The sequence below is a fragment of the Nocardia coubleae NBRC 108252 genome (assembly GCF_001612805.1).
GTDB classification, from domain to species: Bacteria; Actinomycetota; Actinomycetes; order Mycobacteriales; family Mycobacteriaceae; genus Nocardia; species Nocardia coubleae.
The window spans coordinates 189,146-216,125 of record NZ_BDBD01000004.1 but is presented as its reverse complement, the minus strand read 5'-3'; the positions used below and the strand labels follow the sequence as shown (position 1 = coordinate 216,125).

At 69.3% G+C, this 26,980-nt stretch carries 25 protein-coding genes and 1 pseudogene; 13 read left to right on the top strand and 13 right to left on the bottom strand.

Annotation, left to right across the window (positions count from 1 at the left end):
* Positions 1-20: 20 nt before the first annotated feature.
* The 5 genes from alaS (at position 21) to NCO8_RS02800 (ending at position 6,018) form a co-directional block, all read left to right on the top strand.
* The gene (gene alaS, locus NCO8_RS02820) at positions 21-2,687 is read left to right on the top strand and encodes an alanine--tRNA ligase (RefSeq protein ID WP_067636104.1); all 2,667 of its coding nucleotides are present in this window, start codon (positions 21-23) and stop codon (positions 2,685-2,687) included.
* On the top strand, positions 2,687-3,229 hold the full coding sequence (gene ruvX / locus NCO8_RS02815) for a Holliday junction resolvase RuvX (RefSeq protein WP_067493570.1): 543 nt from the start codon (positions 2,687-2,689) through the stop codon (positions 3,227-3,229). Before alaS ends, ruvX begins: the two co-directional genes overlap by 1 nt.
* On the top strand, positions 3,226-4,701 hold the full coding sequence (gene mltG, locus NCO8_RS02810; protein WP_067636102.1) for an endolytic transglycosylase MltG: 1,476 nt from the start codon (positions 3,226-3,228) through the stop codon (positions 4,699-4,701). Before ruvX ends, mltG begins: the two co-directional genes overlap by 4 nt.
* Positions 4,694-5,503 carry a shikimate dehydrogenase gene (locus NCO8_RS02805; RefSeq protein ID WP_067636100.1) on the top strand — a complete coding sequence of 270 codons (810 nt, stop codon included), beginning with the start codon at positions 4,694-4,696 and terminating at the stop codon, positions 5,501-5,503. The genes mltG and NCO8_RS02805 overlap by 8 nt, the downstream gene beginning before the upstream one ends.
* A gap of 68 nt (positions 5,504-5,571) precedes the next feature.
* The gene (locus NCO8_RS02800; RefSeq protein ID WP_245655214.1) at positions 5,572-6,018 is read left to right on the top strand and encodes a B-4DMT family transporter; all 447 of its coding nucleotides are present in this window, start codon (positions 5,572-5,574) and stop codon (positions 6,016-6,018) included.
* A 167-nt stretch (positions 6,019-6,185) separates the two neighbouring features.
* On the opposite strand, the gene aroB is transcribed toward NCO8_RS02800, so the two are convergent.
* From aroB to NCO8_RS02780, 4 genes and pseudogenes are all read right to left on the bottom strand, one after another.
* The gene (aroB, locus tag NCO8_RS02795; protein WP_067493579.1) at positions 6,186-7,301 is read right to left on the bottom strand and encodes a 3-dehydroquinate synthase; all 1,116 of its coding nucleotides are present in this window, start codon (positions 7,299-7,301) and stop codon (positions 6,186-6,188) included.
* Between the two features lie 611 nt (positions 7,302-7,912).
* Positions 7,913-8,602: pseudogene (locus NCO8_RS32275) on the bottom strand (shikimate kinase); the annotation flags it as partial.
* A gap of 815 nt (positions 8,603-9,417) precedes the next feature.
* The gene (gene aroC / locus NCO8_RS02785) at positions 9,418-10,626 is read right to left on the bottom strand and encodes a chorismate synthase (protein WP_067636606.1); all 1,209 of its coding nucleotides are present in this window, start codon (positions 10,624-10,626) and stop codon (positions 9,418-9,420) included.
* A gap of 151 nt (positions 10,627-10,777) precedes the next feature.
* A complete protein-coding gene (locus NCO8_RS02780) occupies positions 10,778-11,251 on the bottom strand; it encodes a prepilin peptidase (protein WP_067636096.1) in 474 nt (157 codons plus the stop codon).
* Between the two features lie 209 nt (positions 11,252-11,460).
* On the opposite strand from NCO8_RS02780, the gene NCO8_RS02775 reads away from it, so the two are divergent.
* The 4 genes from NCO8_RS02775 to NCO8_RS02760 are packed head-to-tail and all read left to right on the top strand — an operon-like array spanning position 11,461 to position 13,974.
* Positions 11,461-12,582, top strand: a complete 1,122-nt coding sequence (locus NCO8_RS02775; protein WP_067493583.1) for a M24 family metallopeptidase — start codon at positions 11,461-11,463, stop codon at positions 12,580-12,582.
* A gap of 50 nt (positions 12,583-12,632) precedes the next feature.
* Positions 12,633-13,196 carry an elongation factor P gene (gene efp, locus NCO8_RS02770; protein ID WP_067493585.1) on the top strand — a complete coding sequence of 188 codons (564 nt, stop codon included), beginning with the start codon at positions 12,633-12,635 and terminating at the stop codon, positions 13,194-13,196.
* 2 nt (positions 13,197-13,198) lie between these two features.
* Complete coding sequence (gene nusB, locus NCO8_RS02765) at positions 13,199-13,708, top strand: transcription antitermination factor NusB (protein ID WP_067636094.1); 510 nt, start codon at positions 13,199-13,201, stop codon at positions 13,706-13,708.
* A 2-nt stretch (positions 13,709-13,710) separates the two neighbouring features.
* Positions 13,711-13,974, top strand: a complete 264-nt coding sequence (locus NCO8_RS02760) for a YciI family protein (protein ID WP_218022648.1) — start codon at positions 13,711-13,713, stop codon at positions 13,972-13,974.
* A gap of 192 nt (positions 13,975-14,166) precedes the next feature.
* Here the strand turns inward: NCO8_RS02760 and NCO8_RS02755 are convergent, their stop codons facing one another.
* The 4 genes from NCO8_RS02755 to NCO8_RS02740 form a co-directional block, all read right to left on the bottom strand.
* Positions 14,167-16,227, bottom strand: coding sequence for an NERD domain-containing protein (locus tag NCO8_RS02755; RefSeq protein ID WP_167353235.1), 2,061 nt, complete (start codon positions 16,225-16,227; stop codon positions 14,167-14,169).
* Positions 16,228-16,335: 108 nt separating this feature from the next.
* Positions 16,336-17,520: a serpin family protein gene (locus tag NCO8_RS02750; RefSeq protein ID WP_067636092.1), complete on the bottom strand. Its 1,185-nt coding sequence runs from the start codon at positions 17,518-17,520 to the stop codon at positions 16,336-16,338.
* A gap of 61 nt (positions 17,521-17,581) precedes the next feature.
* Positions 17,582-19,555, bottom strand: coding sequence for a UvrD-helicase domain-containing protein (locus NCO8_RS02745; RefSeq protein ID WP_167353234.1), 1,974 nt, complete (start codon positions 19,553-19,555; stop codon positions 17,582-17,584).
* Between the two features lie 131 nt (positions 19,556-19,686).
* Positions 19,687-20,637, bottom strand: coding sequence for a quinone oxidoreductase family protein (locus NCO8_RS02740; RefSeq protein WP_067636090.1), 951 nt, complete (start codon positions 20,635-20,637; stop codon positions 19,687-19,689).
* A gap of 121 nt (positions 20,638-20,758) precedes the next feature.
* Between NCO8_RS02740 and NCO8_RS02735 the strand changes: the two genes are divergently transcribed.
* Positions 20,759-21,337 carry a TetR/AcrR family transcriptional regulator gene (locus NCO8_RS02735; protein ID WP_067636086.1) on the top strand — a complete coding sequence of 193 codons (579 nt, stop codon included), beginning with the start codon at positions 20,759-20,761 and terminating at the stop codon, positions 21,335-21,337.
* 18 nt (positions 21,338-21,355) lie between these two features.
* Here NCO8_RS02735 and NCO8_RS02730 read toward each other — a convergent pair whose 3' ends face one another.
* Both NCO8_RS02730 and NCO8_RS02725 read right to left on the bottom strand, forming a co-directional pair.
* Positions 21,356-21,979 (bottom strand): alpha-ketoglutarate-dependent dioxygenase AlkB, encoded by a 624-nt coding sequence (locus NCO8_RS02730; RefSeq protein WP_067636602.1) that lies wholly within the window; start codon positions 21,977-21,979, stop codon positions 21,356-21,358.
* A gap of 46 nt (positions 21,980-22,025) precedes the next feature.
* Positions 22,026-22,829 (bottom strand): LLM class flavin-dependent oxidoreductase, encoded by an 804-nt coding sequence (locus NCO8_RS02725; protein ID WP_067636084.1) that lies wholly within the window; start codon positions 22,827-22,829, stop codon positions 22,026-22,028.
* Between the two features lie 160 nt (positions 22,830-22,989).
* Between NCO8_RS02725 and NCO8_RS02720 the strand changes: the two genes are divergently transcribed.
* Both NCO8_RS02720 and NCO8_RS02715 read left to right on the top strand, forming a co-directional pair.
* Positions 22,990-23,484, top strand: coding sequence for a VOC family protein (locus tag NCO8_RS02720; RefSeq protein ID WP_067636082.1), 495 nt, complete (start codon positions 22,990-22,992; stop codon positions 23,482-23,484).
* 7 nt (positions 23,485-23,491) lie between these two features.
* Entirely contained in the window at positions 23,492-24,292 is an 801-nt protein-coding gene (locus NCO8_RS02715; RefSeq protein ID WP_067636081.1) for a MerR family transcriptional regulator, read from the top strand.
* A 26-nt stretch (positions 24,293-24,318) separates the two neighbouring features.
* Here NCO8_RS02715 and NCO8_RS02710 read toward each other — a convergent pair whose 3' ends face one another.
* From NCO8_RS02710 to NCO8_RS02700, 3 genes are all read right to left on the bottom strand, one after another.
* The gene (locus NCO8_RS02710) at positions 24,319-24,696 is read right to left on the bottom strand and encodes a hypothetical protein (protein ID WP_067636080.1); all 378 of its coding nucleotides are present in this window, start codon (positions 24,694-24,696) and stop codon (positions 24,319-24,321) included.
* A gap of 141 nt (positions 24,697-24,837) precedes the next feature.
* Positions 24,838-25,392 carry a GNAT family N-acetyltransferase gene (locus NCO8_RS02705; protein WP_067636077.1) on the bottom strand — a complete coding sequence of 185 codons (555 nt, stop codon included), beginning with the start codon at positions 25,390-25,392 and terminating at the stop codon, positions 24,838-24,840.
* 53 nt (positions 25,393-25,445) lie between these two features.
* Complete coding sequence (locus NCO8_RS02700; protein ID WP_245655212.1) at positions 25,446-26,003, bottom strand: TetR/AcrR family transcriptional regulator; 558 nt, start codon at positions 26,001-26,003, stop codon at positions 25,446-25,448.
* 97 nt (positions 26,004-26,100) lie between these two features.
* Here NCO8_RS02700 and NCO8_RS02695 point away from each other — a divergent pair, with 97 nt between their 5' ends.
* Positions 26,101-26,952 carry an SAM-dependent methyltransferase gene (locus NCO8_RS02695; protein ID WP_067636071.1) on the top strand — a complete coding sequence of 284 codons (852 nt, stop codon included), beginning with the start codon at positions 26,101-26,103 and terminating at the stop codon, positions 26,950-26,952.
* The last annotated feature ends 28 nt before the right edge of the window (positions 26,953-26,980 follow it).

The following is a 26,980-nucleotide window of genomic DNA, read 5'->3' as shown; positions in this document are numbered from 1 at the left end:
AGACGGTAGGCTGGTCAGCTGTGCAGACCCACGAGATTAGACGGCGTTTCCTGGACCATTTCGTCCGTGCCGGACACACCGAGGTACCCAGTGCCTCGCTGATCCTGGCCGACCCCAACCTGCTGTTCGTCAATGCGGGCATGGTCCAGTTCAAGCCGTATTTCCTGGGTCAGGAAGCGGCGCCGTACGCGCGAGCTACCAGTGTGCAGAAGTGCGTGCGCACCGGTGACATCGACGAGGTCGGCGTCACCACCCGGCACAACACCTTCTTCCAGATGGCCGGCAACTTCTCCTTCGGCGACTACTTCAAGGAAGGCGCCATCACCCTGGCCTGGGAGCTGATCTCCAAGTCCCAGGAGGACGGCGGTTTCGGTTTCGACCCCGAACGCATCTGGGTCACCGCCTACGAGTCCGACCCGGAAGCGGCCGAGATCTGGGAGCGCGTCGCCGGAATTCCGAAGGAGCGCATCCAGTTCCGCGACGGCAAGGACAACTACTGGGACATGGGCGTGCCAGGTCCCGGCGGTCCCTGCTCGGAGATCTACTACGACCGCGGCCCCGCCTACGGCAAGGAAGGCGGCCCGGTCGCCGACGAGGACCGCTACCTCGAGATCTGGAACCTGGTGTTCATGCAGGACATCCGCGGTGAGGACAGCCCGAAGCTGGGCTTCCCGCCGGTCGGATCGTTGCCGCGCAAGAACATCGACACCGGCATGGGCGTCGAGCGCGTCGCCATGCTGCTCCAGGGCGTGGAGAACGTCTACGAGACCGACCTACTGCGCCCCATCATCGACAAGGCCGAGCAGCTCACCGGCCGCTCCTACGGTGTCGAGCACGCCGACGACGTGCGCTTCCGCGTGATCGCCGACCACGTGCGCAGCTCGGCCATGCTCATCGCCGACGGCGTGAACCCCGGCAACGACGGCCGCGGCTACGTGCTGCGCCGCCTGCTGCGCCGCATCGTGCGCTCCGCCCGCCTGCTGGGGGCCGAGAAGCCGGTGATGGCCGAGCTGATGAAGGTCGTCTCCGACCTGATGTCGCCGTCCTACCCGGAACTGGCCACCGACTTCTCCCGCATCGAGACCGTCGCGGTCGGCGAGGAAACGGCCTTCCTGAAAACCCTGAACACCGGCGAGACCCTCTTCGAGAACGCCGCGTCGGCGGTGAAGTCCAAGGGCGGCAAGCAGATCGCCGGTTCGGACGCCTTCGCCCTGCACGACACCTACGGTTTCCCGATCGACCTCACCCTCGAAATGGCCGCCGAGGCGGGCCTTTCCGTGGACGAGGCGGGGTTCCGTTCGCTGATGGCCGAGCAGCGTCAGCGCGCCAAGGACGACGCCCAGGCCCGCAAGCACGCCCACGCCGACCTGACCGTCTACAAGGAACTGGTCGACCGCGGCGCCACCGAGTTCACCGGTTTCGACGAACTCACCTCCGAGGCCAACGTGCTCGCCCTGATCTCCGGTGGTGTGCGGGTGCCCGCCGCCCAGGCCGGGGAGGACGTCGAGGTGATCCTCGATCGCAGCCCGATGTACGCCGAGTCGGGTGGTCAGATCGCCGACCGCGGCGCGATCACCGCGTCGGGGCTGAAGCTGCGCGTCAACGACGTGCAGAAGATCGCCAAGAAGCTGTGGGTGCACAAGGCCACCGTGGAGCAGGGCCAGATCACCGAGGGCGATGTGGTTCTCGCCCAGGCGGATCCGTCCTGGCGTCGTGGCGCCACCCAGGGCCACTCCGGCACGCACATGGTGCACGCCGCGCTGCGCCAGGTGCTCGGCCCCAACGCCGTGCAGGCCGGTTCGCTGAACAAGCCCGGCTACCTGCGCTTCGACTTCAACTGGCAGGGTGCGCTGTCCGAGCAGCAGAAGGCCGATATCGAGGCCGTGTCCAACGACGCGGTCGGCGCCGACTTCCCGGTGAACACCTTCGTCACCGATCTGCCCAAGGCCAAGGCCATGGGCGCGATGGCGCTGTTCGGCGAGAACTACGGCGACGAGGTGCGTGTCGTCGAGATCGGCGGCCCGTTCTCGATGGAGCTGTGCGGTGGCACCCATGTGGAGCACTCCTCGCAGATCGGCCCGATCACCGTCCTCGGTGAGTCGTCGGTCGGTTCGGGTGTGCGGCGCGTGGAGGCGTTCGTGGGTCTGGACTCCTACAAGTACCTGGCCAAGGAACGTGCCCTGCTCGCCGGTGTCGCGTCGTCGCTGAAGGTGCCGTCGGAAGAGGTGCCCGGTCGCGTCGAGCAGCTCGTGGAGCGGCTCAAGGTGGCCGAGAAGGAACTCGAGCGCACCAAGATCGCCGCCGTGCTCGCCTCGGCGGGCACATTCGCCGAGCAGGCCGAGCGCGTCGGTTCCGTGCGCCTGGTCGCCGCCGCCGCGCCCGAGGGCGCCTCGGCCGGTGACCTGCGCACCCTGGCCACCGATATCCGTGGTCGTCTCGGCAGCGATCCGGCGATCGTCGTGCTGCTCGGCAATGTCGACGGCAAGGCGCCGTTCGTGGTGACCGTCAACAAGGCCGCCCAGGACCTCGGCTTCAAGGCGGGCGATCTCGTCGCCAGCTTCGGGCCGAGCATCGCCGGACGCGGCGGCGGCAAGCCGGAGATGGCGCAGGGCTCCGGCTCGGACCCGTCGGGTATCCCGAACGGTTTGACCTCGGTCCGCGCCCGGGTGGCCGAACTCGCCGGCTGATGAGCACCCCCGCCTCGGACGAGGCCCCGGCCGATCGACCCGATCCGGCGACCGACCCCGGTCGCGGCCGCCGGATCGCGGTCGATGTCGGCAGTGTCCGCATCGGCGTGGCGTCCTGTGACCCCGACGGGGTCCTCGCCACGCCGGTGGAGACCGTCCCACGCGCCAAATCCAGCCGTCAGGGCGGTCCGCCGGCCGACATCGCAAGAATTGCCGAGATTGTGCGGGAGTACGAAGCCGTCGAGGTGATCGTCGGCCTGCCCCGGACGCTGCGCGGCGAAAACGGCACCGCCGCGGGCATCGCCCGCAAGTTTGCCAAGCAGTTGCGCCGGGTGATCGACCCGATTCCGGTGCGCCTTTCCGACGAACGTTTGACTACGGTGTCTGCTGCACGTGCGTTGCGCGAGAGTGGAGTTCGCGCACGTGGCCAGCGGCAGATGATCGACCAGGCGGCAGCAGTGTCGATTCTGCAAGGATGGTTGGACGAGCGGAGTTCGATGGTGAAGGACGCAGCAGACACAGCGGTCGGAGATGATGCATGACCGACCGATGGGCCAGGGCAGAGGAGCGGTACCGGGCGCGTGAGGCGGACCGGCGTTACCCGCGCCGCGACGACTGGGGTCTGGACCCCCGTGCGTCGCGCGAGGAGCCCGAGGTCCCCGAATGGGACGACTTCGACGACGACACGAACGTCATCCCGCGCTACGAGGACGAGTTCCCCGAGCCGGAGCCCGAACCGGAACCCGAACCGCCGCGCCGGGTGGGTCAGCGCCCACCGCGCGCCACACCCGCCGGACGCGGCCGCGCCAGATCCGGTGCGGGACGCGGTAAACGGTCGCGGATCGCCTCCCGCAAGGCGGCCGAACGCAAGCGCCGCCGCCGCAACATGTGGGTGGTGGCTGCCGTCTTCGCGCTGCTGTTCGTCTCGGCGGCGGGCTTCGCGGGCTACAAACTGATGGGAAGCCTCGCTCCCGCCGAGGATTTCGCGGGCCCGGCAGGCAAACCCGTTGTCGTCCAGGTGCATCCGGGCGACACCGCCACCGAGATCGCCGAAGCGATGCACGAGCGTGGCATCGTCGCCAGTTCCGAGGCCTTCTACGAGGCGGCCGTGCAGAACGCCGGGATGAACAGCGTGCAGCCCGGCTTCTACGCGATCGGTGAGCGCAGCCCCGCCGCCGACGCCGTCGCCGCGCTGGTCGGTGGTAAGTCCCGCGTGGGCAATGTGGTCGTGTCCGAGGGCAGGTTGCTGCACGACAAGCACGACGTGAGCACCGGTGGCCGCTACGACGGCATCTACCGCAAGATCGCCGACGCCAGTTGCGTGGGCCCCGAACGCAAGTGCGTGACCTACGAGCAGCTCGACGCGGCGGGTGCGAGCCTCGACCTGGCCGCCCTCGGCGTTCCGCAGTGGGCGATGCAGGCGGTCAAGGACTGCCCCGACCGGGCCAGGCAGCTCGAAGGACTCATCGCGGCAGGCACCTGGGACTTCGATCCCAGCGGCACACCGCAGCAGATCCTGAAGCAACTGATCACCGCGAGTGTGCAGGCCTACGAGGCCACCGGACTGCTGCAGTCGGGGGCTGACACGAAGCTGTCGCCCTACGAGATGTTGATCGCCGCGTCGCTGGTGGAACGCGAGGCCAAGCCGGAGGACATGGGCAAGGTGGCACGGGTGATCGTGAACCGGCTCGAGGTCGGCCAGATGCTGCAGTTCGACTCCACGGTGAACTACACCCTCGACACCACCGAGGTCGCCACGACCGACGCCGACCGCGCCGCCGTGACCGCCTGGAACACCTACGCGATGGAGGGCCTGCCCAAGACGCCGATCGCCGCACCCTCGGTGGCGGCGTTGCGGGCCGTCGAGAAGCCCGAGCCGGGACCGTGGCTGTACTTCGTGACCGTCGACAAGCAGGGCACGACGAAGTTCACCGACTCTTACCAGGAGCACCTGCGGCTGGTCACCCAGGCCCAGCGCAGCGGCATTCTCGACAGCTCGCGGACCGGTGGCTGAGCCGCGCAAGGCGGCGGTGCTCGGGCAGCCGATCGGGCACTCACGATCGCCGCAACTGCACACGGCCGCCTACCGTGCGCTCGGTCTGCCCTGGACCTACGAACGCATCGAATGCTCCGCCGAGCAGCTGCCCGGTCTGGTCGACGGACTCGGCCCCGAGTGGGTGGGACTGTCGGTGACGATGCCGGGCAAGGAAGCGGCGCTCGCGTACGCGGACCGGCGCACCGACCGGGCGGAACTGGTCGGCTCGGCCAACACCCTGCTCCGCACCGACGACGGCTGGCTGGCCGACTGCACCGATGTCGACGGCGTGTTCGGCGCGCTGCGCGATGGCGGTGTCGACCGGGTCGAGGAGGCGGTGGTGCTCGGCGCGGGCGGTACCGCGCGGCCCGCTCTGCTCGCGCTGTCGCAGCTCGGCGCTGGATCGGTGACGATCGTCGTTCGCGACGCGGGCCGGGCGCGTGGTGCGCTCGACCTGGCCGAGCGGCTCGGGATGTCGGCTGCCACCGCGTCGTTCGATGCCGAATCCCTGGCCACGATTTGTGCGCGTGCCGCCGCGGTGGTGAGCACGGTGCCCGCGGAGGCGGCGGCCGCGGTCGCGGGATCGGTGGCGACGGCGCCGGTGGTGCTCGACGCGATCTACAACCCGTGGCCGACACCGCTGGCGACAGCAGTCGGCGTGGCCGGGCACACGGTGGTCAGCGGGCTGCGGATGCTGCTGAACCAGGCCTACGGTCAGGTCGAGCTGTTCACCGGGCAGCCCGCGCCCCGCGCGGCGATGGCGGCGGCGCTCGACCTCTGATCGATCCGTTGCCGCGCTGATCCGCGAATTGGTACCGGTTCTAGTTTTGTCCGATTATGGTGATGCCCATGACCACTTGGCTGTTGCGTGCCATCGCACTCGGGGCGACAGTGGTCGCCCTGCGGGTTCTGCTCGGATTCGCCATGGCGGCCCTGCCGACCTACGGCATCCTCTGGCGGGCTGCCTGCCTGATCGTGATCGTCGGCGCCGCCATCGCCTGGGGCGCGCGCGACGCCCGCTCCGCCGACGGCACCGACCTCACCGTCCGCTGGCTGCTGGCAGGCATGGTCGCCGGGCTCGGCAGCGGCGCGGTGTGCTGGATCCTCGACCAGATCCCGTCGGTCGAGCTCGGCGACGCGGGCGCGCTGTTCGAACTCACCTCCGCGGCGTCGTTCATCATGCTGCTGGTGTTCCTGCCCGCGATGATCGGCGTGGGCTACGGCCGTGCCCGGGCGCGCAGATCAGCCGCGAAGCCCCAAGCCGCCCCGGAGCCGGTCCCCGCTTACGCGGGATAGGCGGACGGCGTACAGCTGGAGGTGTGGGTCCAGCGGTCGACGCCGCCTGTGCGCTGTGGGCGGCTGCGTCGACTCGCCGCGTGGCGTGCCGCCTGCCTACGCGGGGTAGGCAGGCGGCGTCTTCGAGCGCGTCGCTCGTCCACGCGTGGTGGAGGTGCGGCCCGTGCTCAGAGCAGGATCGCGCCGCTCGTCGGGGTCTCGCGGGCGATGGCCGAGTAGGCCGCCGCGAGCAGGCTCGGGTCCGGGCCTTCGAGGCGGCCGGGCTTGGCCAGGCCGTCGAGCACCACGAAGCGAAGCACACCGGAGCGGGTCTTCTTGTCGGTCTGCATCGCGTCCATCAACTGCGGCAGCGCGTCGGCGTCGTAGCTCACCGGCAGGCCGACGCTTTCCAGGATGGTGCGGTGACGGTCGGCGGTCGCGTCGTCCAGGCGGCCGGCGAGGCGGCCCAGTTCGGCGGCGAACACGAGGCCGACCGACACCGCCGCGCCGTGACGCCAGCGGTAGCGCTCGCGCCGCTCGACGGCGTGGCCGAGGGTGTGGCCGTAGTTGAGGATCTCGCGCAGGCTCGATTCCTTGAGGTCGGCGGCGACGACGTCGGCCTTCACTTGGATGGCGCGGCGGACCAGCTCGGGCAGCACCTCACCGGTGGGGTCGAGCGCGGCCTCCGGATCGGCCTCGATGAGGTCCAGGATCACCGGGTCGGCGATGAAACCGGCCTTGATGATCTCGGCCATGCCCGCGACGATCTCGTTGCGCGGCACCGTTTCCAGCGTCACCAGGTCGACGAGGACGGCGCTCGGCTCGTGGAAGCTGCCGACCAGGTTCTTGCCCGCCTCGGTGTTGATGCCGGTCTTGCCGCCGACCGCGGCGTCGACCATGGCCAACAGTGTGGTCGGCACGTGCACGATGCGCACTCCGCGCATCCAGGTGGCCGCCACGAAGCCCGCGAGGTCGGTGGCCGCGCCGCCGCCGAGGCTCACCACGGCGTCGTTGCGGGTGAGCCCGATGCGGCCGAGCACCTCCCAGCAGAACCCGGCCACGGCCAGGTCCTTGCCGTCCTCGGCGTCGGGGATCTCGATGCGGTGCGCGTCGATGCCGGTGTCGGCCAGCGCCTTTCGCACCGCCTCGGCGGTCTCGGCCAGCGGCGGCTGGTGGAAGATCGCCACGGTCCGCACCGCATTGCCCGCGGTCACCGCCTCGACGAGGTCGCCGAGCAACCCGCGACCGATGATCACCGGGTAGGGATCGGCGGTACGGACCTGGATGGTGGTCGGCTCTGTCACGTGCGCTGCTCCGATTCTCTCGGGTCGTTGGTCATACGTCTTGTCGCGCGCCGTCGCGGCCGCGCCCGCCAGGAACCCGGCGCCGGTTCCCCCGGCCCCCGATCAGCGGGTTGCTGAGCCACACGCTGGTCGGTCGGGCCTGCGGGTGTTTCGGCACCGGGATCGGTCGCCGAACTCCGGTGTCCACCCGCTGCTTGTTTCGCGCTGCCACGCCTGCCGCGGCTGCCACGTCGGCTGCGGTTGCCGGTCGATTCGGCGGCGCCGGATCGGCGACCGCCGGCGGTCGGGGAGTCGTCGGCGCTGTCGGCAGGGGAGCCTTGGGCGGTGCCGGAACGGGTGCTCGGCTGGGACTTGCGGCCGCGTCGGTTCGGGCGCGTGGTCCTGGCGTTCTCGGTGGGGCCGGCCGAAGTTTCGGCGCGTGCTTCGTCGGCAGGTGAGGCCGCGGCGGCGGTCGGCTCGCCGGTCCGGGTGGAGTCGGTCGCGCTGCCGGCACGGGACCGGCTGCCGCGGCGGCGCAAGCGGTTGCGGCGCGAGCGCCTGCCCTCACCGGGCGGTGTTTCACCGGAGGCGGATCGTCCCGGCGCGGGTCGTGCTGCGGCGGAAGTGGTTCCGTCGTTGTCGGCCTGGGCCGTGGGTGCGGGAAGGATCTCGCCGCGCCGGGCGGCTGCTGCCCTCGCACGGGACCGTCTGCGCGCTTTGGAACGGTTGCTGCCGGAGCCCGGCGTGGAAGGTGAAGGGGGAGTGGACTTGGTGGTGTCGGCGGTACGCACGATGTCGGTGCGCACCGATTCGAGTCCCAACCGTGCCAGGATCATCCGCACCACCCGGCCCGGACTGCGACCGTCGGTGCGCACGCGCACCGTGGCCACCTCTCGGTACAGAGGGCGGCGCTGCTTCATCAGCTCGCGGTACTTCGCGGCGGGGTCGGCACCGTTCAGCAGGGGACGGGCATTGCTCGACCCGGTGCGCCGAAGTCCCTCGCCCACACTGATTTCCAGGTACACCACGGTGGCGCCGCGCAGCACCTCGCGCGTGCGCGCCGACAGCACCGACCCGCCGCCGAGCGACACCACGCCCTCGTGCTCGAGCACGGCCCGCCGCACCACCTGCTCCTCGATACGGCGAAACTCCGGCTCACCGTCTTCGGCGAAGATCTCGGGAATGCTCCGCCCGGTCTCCGCCTCGATCCCCGCATCGGTATCGAACAGCTCGACACCCAGTTCCCTGGCCAGCTTGCGCCCGATCGTCGACTTCCCCGAACCGGGCGGCCCGACCAACACCACCCGAGCACGCGCGACGATCCGGGCCTCACCATCGGAATCGGCGCCCGGTTGCGTGGGCGCGTTGTCGCCACCTGTGTCCGCACCCGGTTGCGTGGGCGCGTTGTCGCCACCTGTGTCCGCACCCGGTTGCGTGGGCGCGTTGTCGCCACCTGTGTCCGCACCCGGTTGCGTGGGCGCGTTGTCGCCACCTGTGTCCGCACCCGGTTGCGTGGGCGCGTTGTCGCCACCCGTGTCCGCACCCGGTTGCGCGGGCACGTTGTCGTCAGCCATGTCCGCACCTGCTGCGGGCGCGTTCTCGCCACCGGAGTCTGCACTCGGAGCAGTGTGCGCAGTGTTCCCCCCGGCCTTCGCGCTGGGGGGAAGGGCCAAGGCGTCGTCCCCGGCCTCCGGATCGGCTGCCGTGGTCGAGTCGGCGTCCGCCGTCCCTGCACCGTGGCCGGGTGCCGTGGCCGGATTGTCGTCCACTGCCGCTGCGGCGAAAGCCGTGGCGTGGTCGGCCTCGGTGTCCGCAGTGGGAGGCGTGGTCAGGGTCGTTTTCCCTGCGTCTGCTGTGGTCGTGTCGTCCCCGCCTGCTGCGGGCGCGTTCTCGCCACCGGAGTCTGCACTCGGAGCAGTGTGCGCAGTGTTCCCCCCGACCTCCGCGCTGGGGGCCGTGGCCGAGGCGTCGTCCCCGGCCTCCGGACCGGGTGCCGTGGTCGAGTCGGCATCCCCCGTCCTTGCACTGTGGTCGGGTGCCGTGCTCGGGTTGTCGCCGCTGGTCGCTGTGCCGGGTGCGGTCGTCGATGAGGGGCCCGCGTCGGTGTGGCGCGCGGTCCCCTCCTGGCCCGGCGTGGTCACGACGTGCGGCTGTCCGCGGGCACGTGGGGACGGCTGCTGATCCGCTTGATGTAGCTGGTGATGTTGTCGACGGTCTCGGCCAGCGAATCGCCACCGAACTTCTCCAGCGCGGCCTGCGCCACGACCAGCGCCACCATCGATTCCGCGACGACGGCGGCGGCGGGCACCGCGCACACATCGGAGCGCTGGTGGATGGCGACAGCTTCCTCGCCGGTGGACATGTCGACGGTCGACAGCGCCCGCGGCACCGTCGAGATCGGCTTCATCGCCGCACGCACGCGCAGCGCCTCACCGTTGGTCATGCCGCCTTCCAGACCGCCCGCGCGGTTGGTCGAACGCAGCACACCGTCGGGACCGGGACGCATCTCGTCGTGGGCCTGGCTGCCGCGCCGGCGCGCGGTCTCGAAACCGTCGCCGACCTCGACACCCTTGATCGCCTGAATACCCATGAGCGCGGCGGCGAGTCGCGAGTCGAGCCGCTGCTCCCCACTGGTGAACGAGCCGAGTCCGATGGGCAGCCCGTCGATGATCACCTCGACGACCCCACCGAGGGTGTCGCCGTCCTTCTTGGCCGCCTCGATCTCGGCGATCATCGCCGCCTCGGCCTCGGCGTCGAACGCGCGCACCGGGCTGGCGTCGACGGCATCGAGATCCTGGGGGCCGGGCACGACGCCGGTGGTGTTCGCGGCGGCACCGATCGACACGACGTGCGAGATCACCTCGACGCCGAAGGCCTGGCGCAGGAAGTTACGGGCAACGGTGCCCGCCGCCACGCGAGCGGCGGTCTCCCGGGCGCTGGCCCGCTCGAGCACCGGGCGCGCGTCGTCGAAGCCGTACTTGAGCATGCCGGAGTAGTCGGCGTGTCCGGGGCGCGGACGGGTGAGGGGGGCGTTGCGCGCCATGCCTTCCAGCGCCGCCGCGTCGACGGGATCGGCCGACATCACCTCGGTCCACTTGGGCCACTCGGAATTGGCGACCTCGATCGCGACCGGACCGCCCATGGTCCGCCCGTGGCGCACGCCACCGACCAGGGTGACCTTGTCGGCCTCGAACTTCATCCGGGCGCCGCGCCCGTAACCGAGCCGGCGGCGCGCGAGCTGTGCGGAGACATCGTCCGATGTCACCTCGACTCCGGCGACCATCCCTTCCAGGAGGGCGACGAGAGCGGGACCATGGGATTCTCCGGCAGTTATCCAGCGCAACACGCCGACCATCTTCCCATGTCGGCGCCCGTGGTCGGGCACGTGGTCCGCAGTGACGAGCGGCACGTCGGTGGTGTGCCTGCTCGCACGCCCACCGGACCGTCGTGCCGGTGCCGTGCGGACGGCCTCGCGATTCGGCGCGTCGGTGTCGTTGTCATGCCAGTGCCATCGCCGTCACCGTGGCGAGACACATCGCCGGACCGTGAGGTACCACCCTGCGTGCAGTCACCTGCCGCGCGCTCTCGGCGGCGCGTCCCGATACCGACCGCAACCAGTGCCTACCCAGCACAACAGCCGCCGCCACTGCGGTGAGCAGTGGCGCCGCGACGGCCGCCCACGTCCACGCGGGTGGGCCTGCCAATGCGGCCGCGGCGCCCAGCGCGATCGCCAGCTTCACATCACCGGCGCCGAGCGCGGCGGGCGCGATCAGATGGGTCACCAGGTAGGGCATGGTCAGCAGGGCGGCACCGATCAGCGCCGTGGTCAATTGCCCGGTGTACCAGGCGAACCCGAAGACGCCGACCGCACCCGCGCCGGTGAGCGCGTTGGGCAGGCGGCGGGCATGGACATCGATCACGCCGAGGAGCAGACACCAGGCGATGAGCAGGCAGAACGCGGCAGTAGTCATGTGTCGATCGTGCTGGCCCGAGCGGCGGCGATCGACGTCTCTCCGCCGAATGTGGACAACTTTCGGGCATGTGGACAGCCCGATCTCCAGAACTGCTGTCGCACACGGACTCCGCCGAGGTCGGCGCAGGAAAAGCCGGTGCCACGCCCGGAACCGAACATGGCGCACTCGATGCCCACGTGTCCGTGGTTCGGCGGTAGCGTTGACTCATGTGTGCTGACTACACGGGTCCCGACCACGCGGCACGGCGCGGCGCCCTGCGGAGCCTGCTGGTGGAGAACGGCGTCGACGCGCTGCTCGTGACCGATCTGGTCAATATCCGCTATCTCACCGGCTTCACCGGCTCCAACGCCGTCCTGCTCGTGCACTCGTGGGACATGCGTGGCGCCGAGGACCGCACCGTCATCGGCACCGACGGCCGCTACGCCGCCCAGGTGGCCGAGCAGACCCCGGATCTCCGTGCCGAGATCTCGCGCGCCACCGCCCGGCGCATCCTCGAGCTGGCAGGCGAGTGGCAACTCGGCCGTGTCGGCTTCGAAAGCCACGTGGTGACCGTGGCCGAGCACGAGTCCTACGGGGAGCTGCGCACCGGGCTACAGCTCGTGCCGACCTCCGGCCTCGTCGAGCAGCTGCGCATGGTCAAGGACGACTACGAGGTCGAGCAGTTGCGGGCCGCGTGCGCCGCCGCCGACGCCGGGCTGGCGTCCCTGCTCGAGCGTGGCCTGCTGCGGCCCGGGCGCACCGAGCGCCAGGTGGCGCGCGATCTCGAATGGGCGATGTTCGAGCACGGCGCCGAGGCCGTCTCGTTCGAGACCATCGTGGCCGCGGGCGTCAATTCGGCCGTGCCGCACCACCGGCCCACGGGTGCGGTCCTGGCCACGGGTGACTTCGTGAAACTCGACTTCGGCGCGGTCGTCGACGGCTACCACTCCGACATGACGCGCACGCTCGTCCTCGGTGAACCGGCCGGTTGGCAGCGCGAGATCTACGAGCTGGTCGCCCGCTCCCAGCAGGCGGGACGGGAAGCGCTCAAACCCGGTGCCAAGACCGCCGAGGTCGATGCCGCCGCCCGCGTGGTCATCGAGGACGCGGGCTACGGCGCGCAGTTCGTACACGGCCTCGGACACGGCGTCGGGCTGCAGATCCACGAAGCGCCCGGAGTGGCCAAAACGAGTACCGGTACACTTCTGGCAGGCGTGGCGGTGACCGTCGAACCAGGTGTGTACCTTCCCGGCCGCGGCGGGGTCCGGATCGAGGACACGCTCGTGGTGCGCGAAGGGGGCCCGGAACTGCTCACCCTCACCAGCAAGAACCTGACCGTCGTCGAGTGACGACGGCGCCCCCAGAGACACGCAGTAACGAACGAGGAGATCCGAAGACAGTGGCGGACACCAGCGACTTCAAGAACGGCCTTGTGCTGAAGATCGACGGTCAGCTTCAGCAGATCGTCGAATTCCAGCACGTGAAGCCGGGTAAGGGCCCCGCCTTCGTGCGGACCAAGCTGAAGAACGTCGTGTCCGGCAAGGTCGTCGACAAGACCTTCAACGCGGGTGTCAAGGTCGAGACCGCCACGGTCGACCGTCGTGACATGACCTACCTGTACCACGACGGCTCCGACTACATCTTCATGGACGGCGAGACCTACGACCAGATCTCCATCCCGGAGGCCACCATCGGTCAGGGTGCGCGCTTCCTGCTGGAGAACATGGGCGTGCAGGTCGCCGTGCACGAGGACGCGCCGCTGTTCGTGGAGCTCCCGGTGACCATCGAGTTGCTGGTCCAGCACACCGACATCGGTCTGCAGGGCGACCGCTCCACCGGCGGCACCAAGCCCGCCACCCTGGAAACCGGCGCCGAGGTGCAGGTCCCGCTGTTCATCAACACCGGTGACAAGCTGAAAATCGACTCGCGCGACGGCAGCTACCTCGGCCGCGTCAACGCCTGATCGTGGCGGACTCCCCGGCAGACAAGAAGGGCTCGTACAAGAAGCTCGGTGCGCGCCACAAGGCGCGTCGCCGTGCTGTGGACATGCTGTTCGAGGCGGAGGCGCGTGACGTCGACGTCTCCGATCTGCTGGCCGAGCGGGCCGAGCTCGCGACCCGCGATCAGAGCGTGGCCCCTGTGCACCCATACACCAACACCCTCGTCGAGGGCGTCGCCGACGACCTCGACCGGGTGGACGGCACCATCGAGTCCTACCTGCAGGACTGGACCCTGACGCGGCTGCCCGCCGTGGACCGGGCCATCCTGCGGATCGCGGTGTGGGAGCTGTTCCACGCCACCGACGTGCCCCCGGTCGTCGCGGTCGACGAGGCCGTGGAGCTGGCCAAGGAGCTGTCCACCGACGATTCCCCGTCGTTCGTGAACGGTGTGCTCGGCCAGGTCGTGCAGGTGGCGCCGCAGGTGCGGGCCGCCGCGGCCGCGACACGGGCACCTCGGCAGGAACCGGAGGCCTGAGCGTGGCCAAGTACCTGGTGATGGCCCGGCGCACGCCCGGGTTCGACGCCTCGGTCATCGAGCCGCACCGCGAATTCCTGCGTGACCTGCTCGCGAAAGGTCAGCTGCAGGAGAGCGGTGGATTCAGCGACGGCACCGGCGGCGCCTATGTGGTGCTGGCCGAAAACCTGGACGCCGCAACAGCAATCGTGCACTCCGATCCACTGCACACCATGGGTGTTTCGGAACTGACCATTCACGAATGGACGATCACCGTCTCCGCGTGATCCCGTTCCGCCGACAGCCGCGCGCTCGAACGAGCGTGCGGCTGTTCGCTGTTCGGGCCGTGGTCCGACGGCCTCCGCCGGTGGGTGTACGAGGAAACCGGCGGAGGCGCGGCCGCGCCGGGTAGCGCGGTGTCGGGTGTGCGTGGGCACCCGATGATCCTGCAACCTCAAGTGGGCTCGAGGTCAAGAGGGTCAGCGGCGGGCGTGGACGAGGGGTGCGAGGAAGCTTTCGATCTGTGCGCCCGACGGTTGACCGAGACGCCTGCCCAGGTAGTCGGGTGCGTCGCCCGCCGCGCGGCAGCGGTCGGGGTCGGTGTTGGCCGGGTCGTTGGAGTAGCGCTCGCCGAGCATGGTCGCCTTGGCGACTTCGCGTCCGGTGCGCAGCTCGTAGACGGTCACCTCGTAGGTGGCGCGGAACAGGTTGACCGTGCGGCCCACCGGTGCGCTGGGCGAGGGCGCGTACTGGCAGGTCTGGACGAGGTCGCGCAGTTCCAGCTGCTTCATGCAGGCGATGAGCTGCACCGATGACGGGTCGGTCGGGCGCCACGCGCTCGAATCCTCCGGTCGGACCATGCTCGTGAGATGGCCGGAGAGATAGATCGGCGCCACATCGCCACGCTGATAGGGGGCGGCGTTCGGGAACGGTTTCTTGTCCGGCCCGCACATACGGTCGTAGTCTGACATCTCGAATCGGCTCGCCTGCACCGCCGTGATGGCGAAGAACCCGGCCCCGAACAAGAAGATGAACAGGATCAGGCCGAGCCCCGCACCGATCTTCGGCAGACTCCTGCCGCGCTCCGCACGCTCGCGGACAGGGCGGTTCTGCCAGCGCTCACGCAGTGATGGTCCGCTCGGCCCGGTCCGCTGGAGCGATCCGGTGCGCCGGAAGTCGCGCCAGCGCCGGCGCAGCGACGGACGCCGCGCGGGTTGCTCGTGGCCGACCCAATCGGTCCAGTTGCCCGAATTCGACGAGTGCGTCTCGGTGCTCGACGGGGTGCTCCAAGAAGCGGCGGCCGCACCGGACGACCAGCTTTCGCCGCGCGGCCTCCGGGAATCGGCCGTGCGGGAATCATCGTGTCGCTCATCGGGTTCCGCGGTCGTGCTCGAATCGTGCACCGGCTCGGGCGCGGGAGGAAGGCGCTCCGGTGCACCGCTGTCGCTCTTGCTCAGCGAGACGACGTGGCCGGAATCGCGAACGTCGACATCGTCATCCCACCGCCCGTCGGCCGGTTCTTCGGTGTCGCCGCGGAGTGGCGGTGCGCTGGAGCTCGCCGTGGTGTGGTCCGGGGACACCGGATCAGCCGATGCCTCAGCCGGATTCGGAACCTGAGTGCTCGTCACTACGTCATCGGGTGGCCCCGCACCAACCGGTGCCGATTCCTGTTCGGCAGGGGTGGTCCCGGTCGTAGCGGAGGTCGTTGTGGGCGCCGACCGATGCGGCCGGTTCGCCAGCCGGTCGATCGCCGCCAAGAACGCGGGCGTAGGCGACTGACCCGCCACCACCGGTTCGTGACGAGTCGCCTCGACCTTCTCGTCCTCGGAAGGCGTTGCCGCCGAACCGGACAGTGAACCGAGCTCCGCCGGTGACGCGGGCGCCGCGGGCCTGCTGGTGGCTGCCGCTTCGAGTTCGTCCGGGAACCCCTGCGCCGTCAGGTCGTCGGTCGAGGGCAGCAGGTGGCCGAGATTGAGGGCCGTGAACACCCGCGCGACGTCCTCGACGCTGAGCCGAACGGTTCGCCCGATCTCGGCTTCGAAATAGTCGTGCAACGCGGTGAAGTCGTCGCGGTCGACGATCACCGCGCGGTACCCGTCGGCGATGCGTGTCTCTTCGATGGTGATCTGGGCGCCCGGCTGGGGGACCAGTGCGATGACCGCGTTCACCCAGCCGAAGATCCCGGACTGCTGCAGCAGGCTTTTCGCCGCGAACACCTGCCTGCGCACCTGCACGAACGGGTTCGGCACGCGCGCGGCGTGATACAGCGCCGCGGGGGCGCCGTCGATGGTCCACGGCCCGTTCGGTGGGGTGGCGAGGGTGCCTTCCTGGCGGGTGGTGAAACCCTTGACCTCCAGGATGGTCACGGTCTGCGGGGTGCATACCAGCGCGTCGACCTCGACCGACCCGCCCCGGTTCTCCGGCACATGGCAACGGAAGACCGCGACGCCACCGGCCCGGAATGCCTCGTCGCGGATCGCCGCACCGACGATCTGTTCCGCGCCTTCGAGTTCGGTCTCGTCCGCGACAACGACGATCACCACGACCCCCTGAGCACCCGACTGCGGACCCCTACCAGAATACGGCCTCCCCGTGCCGTTCCGAATCTTGTTGCCGAGCAACGTGTTCGGTAAGAATGATTACCCATTTCACCACGGCGCGCTTCCGGGTGGCCGTGGGTCGTCGCCCGCCGGACGTGCCCAGGTGAGTGGGGGTGTGGCGACCTGGCCCGCGACGAGCACCAACCCGGTCGGCCGGTCGACGGCGAGGAATCCGAAAGGCCGATCGATGTTCACCGAGGTGACCGTCGCCCAGTTCAGTTGGGGAAGGCCGCCGAGGCTCACGGCGACCGCGGTCACCGCGGCCGCCTCGAAACCCGCGGCGTCGAACCGTGCGATCACATTCTGCGCCGCGGCTTCGACGGCGAGCGGGAACGAGCTGATGCCCGGAAAATGCCCTCGCGAAGAGTCACGGGCGGCAGAGAGGCCGAACAGCGCGGCGTGGTCGAGAAGATTGTGGTGTGCGGCGATGTCGAAGGGCGGGAGCGTCAGGACAACAGAGTCGCCGTCGACGGTCTCACGCCGCTCGACGGTCAGACAGGGGGCAGTCGTTCCCACCGGGAGGTCCGACGTCGCGGGCAGGGACCCGTCGAGTGCCGCGATACCCGCCTCCACGGCATGGCGAGGGTCGGTACCGATCAGGAGATGAACGTCCAGCTCGCCACGACCGGCGACGATCACCCTGGTGACGTCCGAACCGAGAACGGACACACTGCCGTCGGGATAGCTGCTCCGGTACAGCCCGGTGCCGCGATGCCCCTGCCAGGGACCGGTTTCGGGCGTCCACAGAATCTCGTCGAACGGTGTGATCCACTTGGTCCGCGCCAACAGGGCTGTGGCCAGCGCGAATACGGTCGAAGGCGAGATCGGCACCGGGAATTTCCCGATCAACCCGCCGGTCTGCTCCCGCGCCCAAGCATCCAGTGCCGCAGGATCACCCAGCTCGCCCACGGTTCCGGCCGGCATACTCGCGATCCACTCCGGGCGCACAGGCAGACCCGCCTTCGCCCATGCGCCGATCGCCGTCGACACCTCCCGGGAATCGTCGAGTGATTTCAGCATCGCCAGCCCGGCCGCATGCGCCTCGTCGGCCGGAATCCCCAGGGCAACGGCCAATTCGGTCCTGGCCGGTCCCTGCGCCGCACCCGCGAGTACGGCGAGCAACGGCCACAGCCCGGCCGCCGACACCGCCGTGTTCGCGCCCCCGAAGGTGGTGCACCACCGCGCCGTGAGCTCGTTGGCCGAGCGGACGTGTGGCATCAGCAAACTCCCCATGGGCGCCGATCTTACGACCAACCACCGACATCTCGCCGTCTTCCCACGGCGGCACAGCCGATCAGTCGCGCACGATCCCCAGCCAGACATAGTCCCTGGCCCGGGTCACCGCGACGAACTGCTGACGCATCAGCAGGTCGTAGCGTTCCTGCTCGGCATCGGTGCGCGGTGGTGGGGTGGGTTGGGTGAACGGGTGGATCACCGCACGGAAGTCCAGGCCCTTCGCCCGGTACACGGTGCCGACCTTGACGCCGCTGTCGGTATCGGCGCAGCGATAGTCGACGAGCTCCTGTGCCGCGATGCCCCATTCGCGCAGCGTGCGCAGGACAGCCTCGGCCTCGGCGTTGGTGATCGTGATGACGGCGGTGTCCGACAGCGAGATCCCCTCGGCGACAATACGATCGAGCTGGCGTCGAAGGTGGTCGGGCAGTTCGGCGCTGGTGCAGGTGATCTGTTCGGCGTATCCGTCGGGCAGGGCGGCATCGGTGAGGTCGAGGCTGTGCCGGTCCGGGGTGTCGATATCGTCGACCGGGCAGGCGCCGTCCAGGCTCGCGGCCAGTTTCAGGATCGCGTGCCGGTTGCGGTAGTTCTTGGTGAGCTTCTCGCTGCGACCGACGATGTTGATGTCGGCGTCGATGAAACGCCAACCGCCCGCGTAGATCTGCTGCTGGCGGTCGCCGACGAACAGCAGCGAATTCGGTTCGTCGCCGGTGAGCGCGTGCACCAGGCGCACTCCCTGCAGGGTCATGTCCTGCATTTCGTCGACAACGACCATCGCGTACGGTCGCGGCAGCGGGTTGGTGCGCAGTTCGTCGAGTGCGGCGGTGATGACGTCGTTGCCGTCGTAGCACTGGCGTTCGGTGCGGATCCGCTCGTATTCCACGTACAGATTCCACACGTGTACGCGCTGGCTGGTGCGCAACGCGACGCGCCTGCCCCGGCGGTCCAGCCCGTCGTAGGCGTCGAAGCCCGCCTCCGTGGGTGGCAGGCCACGGCCTTTGATCACTCGATCGATCTCCTCGCGCCAGTAGCGGGGATCGGGGGCGGCGTTCGTGAGCGGGCTCGAGCGGCCGACCTTGGCCCACGCGCGATTGAACGCGGTCTCGGTGCGGCGCAGTTCCATCTTGCGGTGGATACCGCGTTCGGCGAGGAAGTCCTGCGCCCAGGAGTGCAGGTTGGTGAATTCCGCGCGACCCACCGTCGGCAGCAGGCGGGCGAACGCGGATTCCTGGCACGGCGGCAGGTTCTTCACCAGTGTGGTGAACAGCAGCGGTCCCGTGCTGCGGCGCGCCCGGTGCGCCATCCGGTGCAGCGCCAGCACTGTCTTGCCCGATCCGGCCGGGCCGACGATGCGGGCAGGCCCGTTGTGGTTGCGGGTCACCAGGGCGAGCTGATCGGGATCGAGGAACGACAGCCAGGTCGGGAACGGTTTACGCAGCGCACCGGTCAGATGGTCGGTGCGCAGCGACTCCACGTCGAGCAGGCCGTCGGACTCGGCGGGTGCCTGCTCCGGTTCCACGCGGGGCACCGCCCGGTAGTCGGAGTTGCGTCGCGCGGTGTGTTCGGCGAGCGCACCGGCCAGCCGGGCGGGCATCACGGGCTTGCGACTCAGCAACGACCGAACCGTGGCATCGGTGCACACCACGAACCGTCCGTCCGCACCGGTGTACCTGCCCGGTGGCAGCACGAACACCAATTCGACGGTCTCGCGCACGAATTCGTTGCCGTTCGGCCCGATCTTCACACCGGTGAACATCTGCTCGGCTTGCGCGCGCAACCGCCGGAGCTGCGCCTCACCGGGCAACTCGTCCACCACGTTGACCGCGAAAACCCCACCGGGCCCGACGATCACCGCATCACAGCGCCCCGCGGGCGCGGGCTGCCGACGATGCAGCAGCAGCCGCCACCGCTGCCGTCCCGCCAGCAGTACCGACGTGTAGACGCCACGCGACCGTCCCGGCATTTCCTCGACGGTCTCGGCGAGCGTCTCCTCGGCCCGCACCCGCAGAACCTCATGATCATTACTGGAAACCATCACGCCACCCCACTGTTCCGCGCACTCCAACGCCCCTCCAGTATCGTCCGATACCCAAGCAACAGAACGCATTTCGGATCAACAGGTGACCGTGGACCCATACCCGACCGGTCGGATTGCCGACCGCTGATTCACGGCCGCAACAACACACTGCCCATCGCGACACGATCCTCGAGCATCCGATGCGCCTTCGCGGCGTCGGCCATCGGGAGTACCGCGTCCACCACCGGAACCAGCCGCCCCTGCGCCGTGGCGTCCAGCGCCGCCGCGCCGTGTGCGGCCACCGTGCCCAACCACGCCGGACCCGCGCACCCGGTGAGCGTGAGCCCACGCAGGATCAGCTCCGCGGCCATGACCTGCGCCGGGGCTCCGGCGAGCCACCCGTAGCTGAGGATTCGGCCGCGCAGCGGGGTGACGAAGTCGAGCACGGGTGACAGCGAGTCGCCGCCGATCGAATCGAAGACGACGCCAAGGGTGTCGTCGCCGAGCAGTGCCGGCAGTTGCCGCGCCCAGTCCGGTGCGTTGTGGTCGACGACCTCGTGCGCACCGTTGGCGCGGGCCAGTTCGGCCTTCGCCGGGCCGCCCGCGGTGGCGATCACCCGCAGTCCCGCCGCGGCGCACAATCGGGTGAGGCTCGCACCCACTCCGGTCGCCGCTGCCTCGACGAGCACGGTCTCCCCTGCGCTGGGCGCCGCGGTGTCGAACAGCGCGATCGCCACCGACCCGGCCATCAGGATCGCCGCGGCGGCGTCCAGTTCGAGACCGGCCGGGACGGCATCGACCGAACCGGCCGGCACCGCGACATATTCGGCATACGACCCGAATCCGGGTGTGGACACGACGACGCGTGAGCCGACGAGCCCTTGATCTACGTCGGCACCGACCTCGACCACGGTGCCCGCTGCCTGGAACCCGAACACCGCGGGAAGTCGCGCGGGAAACGGGAAGGCTCCCGACCGCATCAGGGTCTCCGGGTAGAGCACCGGGATGGCTTCGATCCGGACGAGTACCTCACCCGTTGCCGGTCGTGGGGTGTCGACTTCCTCGACGACCAGGACTTCGGGCGCGCCGGCGGTGGTCATTACGATTGCTTGCAACGGAACTCCATAAGTTGACTGACGGTCCAGTTCTCTCGGTGAGAGACGATATGGACCGTCGGTCAACTTTGTCAACGGATCGGCATGTGCCGAGGAAATGAGTGCGATGGGCGAGGGCCGTCGGGTCGAACGAGCCGATGCCGCGCGCAACCGGCGGGCAATTCTCGAGGCGACCATGGCGCTGCTCGACGAACACGGCGCCGCCGGGGTGACCATGGACCGGGTCGCGGCGGCGGCGGGGGTCGGGAAGGGCACCATCTTCCATCGTTTCGGAAGCCGCTCCGGCCTGCTCTACGAACTCATCGCGGAGGGCGCGACCGAGCTCATGACGCGAGTTCTCGACGGCCCGCCGCCGCTGGGGCCCGGCGCGCCCGCCGGTGACCGGTTGCTCGCGTTCTTCGATGCGATGACCTGCCTGGTGACCGATCATGTCGAGCTGATCGCCGCGTACCGCGCGATGCCGCCGCATCCGCGCACCGAGGAGTTCCACGCGTTCTGGGCCGAGCACATCAGCACGCTCCTCCGGGAGGTCAGGCCTGATCTCGATGTCGAAACCGTTGGTGCGCTGCTGCTCTCGTCGATCGGTGGCGACCTCGCCCAGCAGATGGCCAGGGCCGGGGAGGTCGCGCGGCTACGGGCGGCCGTTCAGGACATGGTCCGCTCGGTGCTGAACGCGCCCCGATGACGAGCCGTCGGCGGCGGTTCAGCGGACGCCGCGGGGGCGGAACTGGATGCTGATGCGTGGACCGACCGGACGTGCGGTCTTGGGAACGGCGTGTTCCCAGGTGCGCTGACACGCGCCGCCCATGACGAGCAGATCGCCGTGACCTGCGGTGAAGCGGACGCTGGCGCCGCCACCTCGGGGCCGTAGGAGCAGGGCGCGCGGGGCGCCGACGGAGACGATCGCCACCATGGTGTCGTGGGTGGCGCCACGGCCGATGGTGTCGCCGTGCCAGGCGACGCTGTCGCGACCGTCGCGGTAGAAGCACAGTCCTGCGGTCCGGAAGGGTTCGCCCAGTTCGGGCAGATAGTGCTCGGTAAGGGCGTCGCGCGCCTCGACCAGCACCCGATCCGGCAGAGGATCGTGCTCGCCGAAGAAGGAGATCAGGCGCGGCACGTCGACCACCCGGTCGTACATCGGCCTGCGTTCGGCGTGCCAGGGCACCCGCTCGGCGAGTCGATCGAACACCTCGCTCGCCCCGCTCAGCCATCCGGGCGCGACATCGACCCAGGCGGTGGCGTCGAGCTGGGTCCGCCGGAGAGCGTCCAGCGAACCCAGCGCAATCGCCTCACCGTCGAACAGTGAACCTTGCAGGGGCATCGACATGACCGCCATTCTAGCGTGCATTCGAACGTATGTTCGTATTCCTGTCCTATGTCCCGGCGAGCGCGGCGACCACCGGGGCCAACCGTTCGGCGACGTCGGCGCCGACGACGATGTAGGAGAACCCGGCTTCCTCGCGGCGGCGCTGGATTTCGCCGATGGCGGCGGCGGGGTCGTCGGGGAGGACGGTCAGGGCGTCGGCGGCGCGGAGTGCGGCGGGATCGGTCGCGGGGTGGGCCATGTGCGGTGCGACGGTGTCGCCGATGACCGGGACGGCCAGGGCCAGCTCGGGGCCGTTGGCGGTGCGGAATTCGCGGGTCAGCCGCTCGACCTGGTTCCGGGGTCGATCGTCGAGCGGGAAGGTTACCGTGTCGGCGATCTCGGCCGCCAGGGCCCGCGCCTTCGGGCCGTACACCGCCATCGCCACCGGGGTGCGCCGGTCCGGGCCGTCGAGTTCGCGCAGCCGGTCGACGGTTTCCCGGATGTGAACCAGCCGTTCGCCCGGCGGAACGATCGGCAGGCCCTTGTCCCGCAACTCGTCCTCGATACCGCCGCGTCCGGTGCCGATTCCCATCTCGAACCGCCCGTCCGTCAGGAGCGACAGCGAATGCGCTTCCCAGGCCGTCATCCACGGCGGGCGCAGGGGAGAGGCATACACCCAGGTCCCCACGCGCAGGTCCGTCAGTGCGGCAGCGGTGGCGAGCATGGGCGCCGGCGCCGGTTGCGTGAGCGGGAAATCAGGCACCAACAGGGTCGAATACCCGAGTCCAGCGATCCTCCGAACTCGCTCCCGCCAGACCTGCGCCTCACTCCTGAGCGGAGCGACGACCCCGAACCGAAACTTCCTGACCATCGGCGAACACCCTTCTGTCGACATCTGACGCATGTTCCGACGACGACCCCGCCCGAAATTCATCGCCGACTCGCTCGTGCGACTGCCCGACCGGGGACTTCGGTGCGCTCGACGCGGCAGACTTGACCCTCACGTAACGTCAGGCTCGACGATCGCTCGTATGAACTTTCCAGCTTTCGAGATGAGCCCGGTGCCCGTTCCCGGTCCCAATGCTGTTGCGCCGCAACCGTTCCGCGGTATCTACGGGATGCCGATGTTCGTGATCGTGCCGTGTGCCGATATCGCGAAGTCGGTGGAATTCTGGGTGGAGGGGCTCGGCTTCTTCGACTTCTTCACCGCGCCGGGCCAGGTGACGCACCTGCGGCGGTGGGCATTCCAGGATGTGCTTCTCGTGCCGGGGGCGCAGGCGGAAGGACCGGGTGGGCTCACGGTGAGTTTCTCCTGCGTGCTCGATGAGATCGACGGCATCGCCGAAGCGTGCGAGCGCGCGGTGCCGGGGTGCACGGTCGGCCCACGGGTGATGCCGTGGAATTCGATGGAACTCGAGGTGGTGACTCCGGAGCACACGCGTGTGGTGATGACCGCCGCCCGCCCGTACGATCCGGCCAGCCCGGCGGCCGAGCACCTGCGGTCGATGGGGATCGAGGGGCCCTGACGGCACAATGGTGGTCGTGACGACCTCGCCACGCACCGTCGGCGCCACGGCGCGGCTGCTCGGTGTCACCACCCGCACCCTGCATCACTGGGATGCGATCGGGTTGGTCTGCCCGTCGGAGCGCAGCCCCGGCGGGTACCGGCTCTACAGCGCGGCCGAGGTGGCGCGTGCCCACCGTGTGCTGGTCTACCGCGAACTCGGCGTACCCCTCGACGACATCGCGGGCCTGCTGGACGCACCGCACGCCGACGCTCTCACCACCCTGCGCGAGCAGCGCGCCGAACTCGAGGCCCGCATCCATCGGTTACGCGGGATGGCCGATGCGGTGGATCGGCTGATCGAGGCACGCGAGTCGGGCATCCTGCTCCCCGCCGAGGATCAGGTCGCGATCTTCGGCGAGGGATGGGAACCGGCGTGGGTCGAGCAGGCCCGCGAACGCTGGGGCGAGACCCCGCAGTGGGCGCAGTACGCCGAACGCGTCGCCGACCGTACGCCCGAGGGCTGGCGCAAGATCTCCGACGACCTGTCCGCCCTGCACACCGACCTCGCCGCGGCGCTGCGCCACGGTGTCACACCGGGCAGCCCGGAAGCCGACACCCTCGCCGAACGCCACCGCGCCTCCCTCGCGGTCTATTTCGACTGCACCCACGCCATGCACGTCTGCCTGGCCCGCACCTACCGCACCGATCCCGGCTACACCGACTTCTACGACTCCCTCGCACCTGGCCTGACCCGCTGGCTGTGCGCCGTCATCGACGCCAACGCCCGAGCCAATGGCATCGACCCCGCCACCGCGACCTGGAGTTGACTGCCGACTTCACAGGGGTGGGGCGTTCAATTCGCGAGGACGACCAGACCGGCGCCGACCAGCGCCACGAGTGCGATCACGTCGGCACGGGCCACTCGAAGGGTTCGCGCGTTGAGTTTGCGCGGCCCCATCACCGCGGTGAGCACGAGAAACGAAGCGGTGCTGACGATTCCGGCCGTGAGCGTGACAGTCCTGGCGGCAGGAACCACAGCGCCGATGATCAATCCGAACCCCACCGTCGCGAGCAACACCGCGCGATGACGCAGGAGAAGCTCCAGATCCTTATCTGTGACCTCGGTGCCATAGGCGGTGCTCGCCCGTCGAGGCGACAACGCGACCACACCCGGCACGATGTGCAGAATTCCGACACCGACCAGCAGCGTCGCGACGATGCCTGCTCCCACTTTGCGCTCCTCCGTTTGCTTAACTGAAGTCGTGCAAGCATGTCCGGTACTGGCGAACGACCACTTCCGTAAACGTGTCGTATTCCGGCGGACGGCTTCGGCCGTGGCGCGCAGTTTCGTCGAGAACGCGCGTCACGAGCCCTATGCGGTGGTCGCCCAGACCTGATAGCGACCGGAATCCCCCGGAGCCTCGGCCGCGCGCAGACCGGTCTCGACCAGGCGATAACCGAGCCTGCGAGGCACTGCCGCGCTGCGGACATTGGCCGCGTCGCAACGGATTTCGACGCGCTCGATGTGGGGGAGCGCGAGGGCGGCAGCGGTGAGCGCGCGCGCCGCCCGGGTGATCACGCCGCGACCGGTATGGGCCACGTGACACCAATACCCGATTTCCAGTGCTCCGGCCGCCACACGGTCGTGCAGCCCAGTCCCACCGGCGACTTCGCCTGCCGCAGTGAAGATTCCGTACAGGTACCCGCCGCCCGGAGTCGGCCACCGTGTACTCGAGATCTCGATGGAAAGCCGCTGATCCTCGCGCGTGGTTGGTTCTGCCGCCCACGCCATCCACCGGTGCAGGTGCTCGTGCGAATCGATGAGCGCGCCCAACCGGCTGTCCACGTCGTCCAGTCGCCACCGGCGCACGACCAGATCACCCAGGTCGATACGCTCCGGCGGCGTGGCCGCTATGCCGATTCCCATAGTCGATGGTCGCCGGACCCGGAGCGCCACGTCAAAGCGTTTTCGACGAGCGGTCAGGAGAGGCGGTGGAGGATTCCGAGGGCGATATCGGTGGCGGCAGCGGCCATCTGGTCGTCGGGCAGATCCAGATCACCCATCATCGATACACTCCAGCTGATCGCCAGGAGCGCCTGCCGGGCGTAGTAGACATCCAACGGTTCGCGATCGGGGTCCGTCATGAGGTCGGCGAGCACGCGGAATTGGTAGCGCAGGCCCGCGCCGAATCCGAGATCGCGGAACGCGGGCTGATTCTCGTGCCAAAACCGCACCATATCGCGGCCGAGACTGTGCAGCAGGGCGCTGTAGCGGCGCAGAATCTGCTCGGCCCGTTCCTGGCCGGCCGGGGCTTGTTCGGCCCAGGTCACGATGTCGTCGATGCCGCGTCGCAGGTCGTCGGAGAGGCTGACGACGATGTCTTCCTTGGTTCGGAAGTGGTAGTACAGCGCGGCTTTCGTGACACCGAGCCGCTCGGCGATCTCCCGCAGCGAGGTCTTCTCGTAGCCGCGCTCGGCGAACAACTCCATCGCCACAGCGCGGATGCGGTCCTTCGTGTCGCTACGACGTCCGTCCACGGCATTCCTTTGCTTGACGAGCGGCTAGGGGAAGCCTACCGTCGCCATATATCGACCATTGCTAGCCGGGCGGCAAGTTAGTTCGAGGGGTAGTGCGATGAGTGAAGTGAACGCACCTGTTGCCGGGGTGGCATTGAGTGCCCTCGGCGTAGCGCTGATCCGGGAAATGGAGTCGCGCCGACCGGACCGGCTCTACGACGACCCACTGACCTCGGCTTTCGTAGCGGCCGCACGTGGCGACTTCACCGGCACCGATGGGGGTGCCGCGCGCTGGTCGCGGGTCGAGGCGCTGGCGGAGCAGTTCTTCCCGGGCCGCTCGGTAGGCGTGCGTCTCGTCGACGATCAGGTCGCCGACGCGGTCGCCGCCGGATGCCGCCAGCTCGTCCTGCTCGGCGCCGGTCTGGATACCCGGGCCTATCGCCTGGGGCTGCCCGCCGATGTCACCGTGTACGAACTCGACCTTCCCGCGCTGTTCTCCTTCAAAGAAGCTGTACTGCGCGCGACGGGCGCTGTGCCGACGGCCCGCCGACGCATCCTCCCGATCGATCTGCGCGAAGAGTGGGCATCACGGTTGCGGGACACAGGCTTTCGGCCCGACCAGCCGACAGTGTGGATCGATGAGGGGGCGCTTCCCTATCTTCCCGCGGCCGATCATCGGCGAGCCGTCGCAACGCTCACGGACCTCTCGGCGCCGGGCAGCAGATTCGGTCTCAGCCGATTCACCGTCGACGACAACGCGCCGCACTACGTCGAACTGCGCAGACTCGTTTCCGGTGACGAGGACGCCGCGGCTCCGCTGTCCGACGGCGAGCGGCCCGGCCCGCAATGGCTCGTCGACCACGGGTGGCGAACCGAGTTCCGTGCCTGGGACGACATGATCGTTCCGCTCGGACGAGAGGTCGCGGTGCACGACCCACGCGTCGGCGTCGTCCACGCCGTGCGGGAGTAGCACTCCCGCGTGACACGGATAACGGCCC

Coding starts and splice junctions, on each gene's coding strand:
- ruvX (WP_067493570.1), top strand. CDS start 2,687: ATGAGCACCCCCGCCTCGGACGAGGCCCCGGCCGATCGACCCGATCCG.
- mltG (WP_067636102.1), top strand. CDS start 3,226: ATGACCGACCGATGGGCCAGGGCAGAGGAGCGGTACCGGGCGCGTGAG.
- NCO8_RS02800 (WP_245655214.1), top strand. CDS start 5,572: ATGACCACTTGGCTGTTGCGTGCCATCGCACTCGGGGCGACAGTGGTC.
- NCO8_RS02780 (WP_067636096.1), bottom strand. CDS start 11,251: ATGACTACTGCCGCGTTCTGCCTGCTCATCGCCTGGTGTCTGCTCCTC.
- NCO8_RS02775 (WP_067493583.1), top strand. CDS start 11,461: ATGTGTGCTGACTACACGGGTCCCGACCACGCGGCACGGCGCGGCGCC.
- NCO8_RS02750 (WP_067636092.1), bottom strand. CDS start 17,520: ATGGGGAGTTTGCTGATGCCACACGTCCGCTCGGCCAACGAGCTCACG.
- NCO8_RS02745 (WP_167353234.1), bottom strand. CDS start 19,555: ATGGTTTCCAGTAATGATCATGAGGTTCTGCGGGTGCGGGCCGAGGAG.
- NCO8_RS02740 (WP_067636090.1), bottom strand. CDS start 20,637: ATGACCACCGCCGGCGCGCCCGAAGTCCTGGTCGTCGAGGAAGTCGAC.
- NCO8_RS02735 (WP_067636086.1), top strand. CDS start 20,759: ATGGGCGAGGGCCGTCGGGTCGAACGAGCCGATGCCGCGCGCAACCGG.
- NCO8_RS02730 (WP_067636602.1), bottom strand. CDS start 21,979: ATGTCGATGCCCCTGCAAGGTTCACTGTTCGACGGTGAGGCGATTGCG.
- NCO8_RS02725 (WP_067636084.1), bottom strand. CDS start 22,829: ATGGTCAGGAAGTTTCGGTTCGGGGTCGTCGCTCCGCTCAGGAGTGAG.
- NCO8_RS02720 (WP_067636082.1), top strand. CDS start 22,990: ATGAACTTTCCAGCTTTCGAGATGAGCCCGGTGCCCGTTCCCGGTCCC.
- NCO8_RS02715 (WP_067636081.1), top strand. CDS start 23,492: ATGGTGGTCGTGACGACCTCGCCACGCACCGTCGGCGCCACGGCGCGG.
- NCO8_RS02705 (WP_067636077.1), bottom strand. CDS start 25,392: ATGGGAATCGGCATAGCGGCCACGCCGCCGGAGCGTATCGACCTGGGT.
- NCO8_RS02695 (WP_067636071.1), top strand. CDS start 26,101: ATGAGTGAAGTGAACGCACCTGTTGCCGGGGTGGCATTGAGTGCCCTC.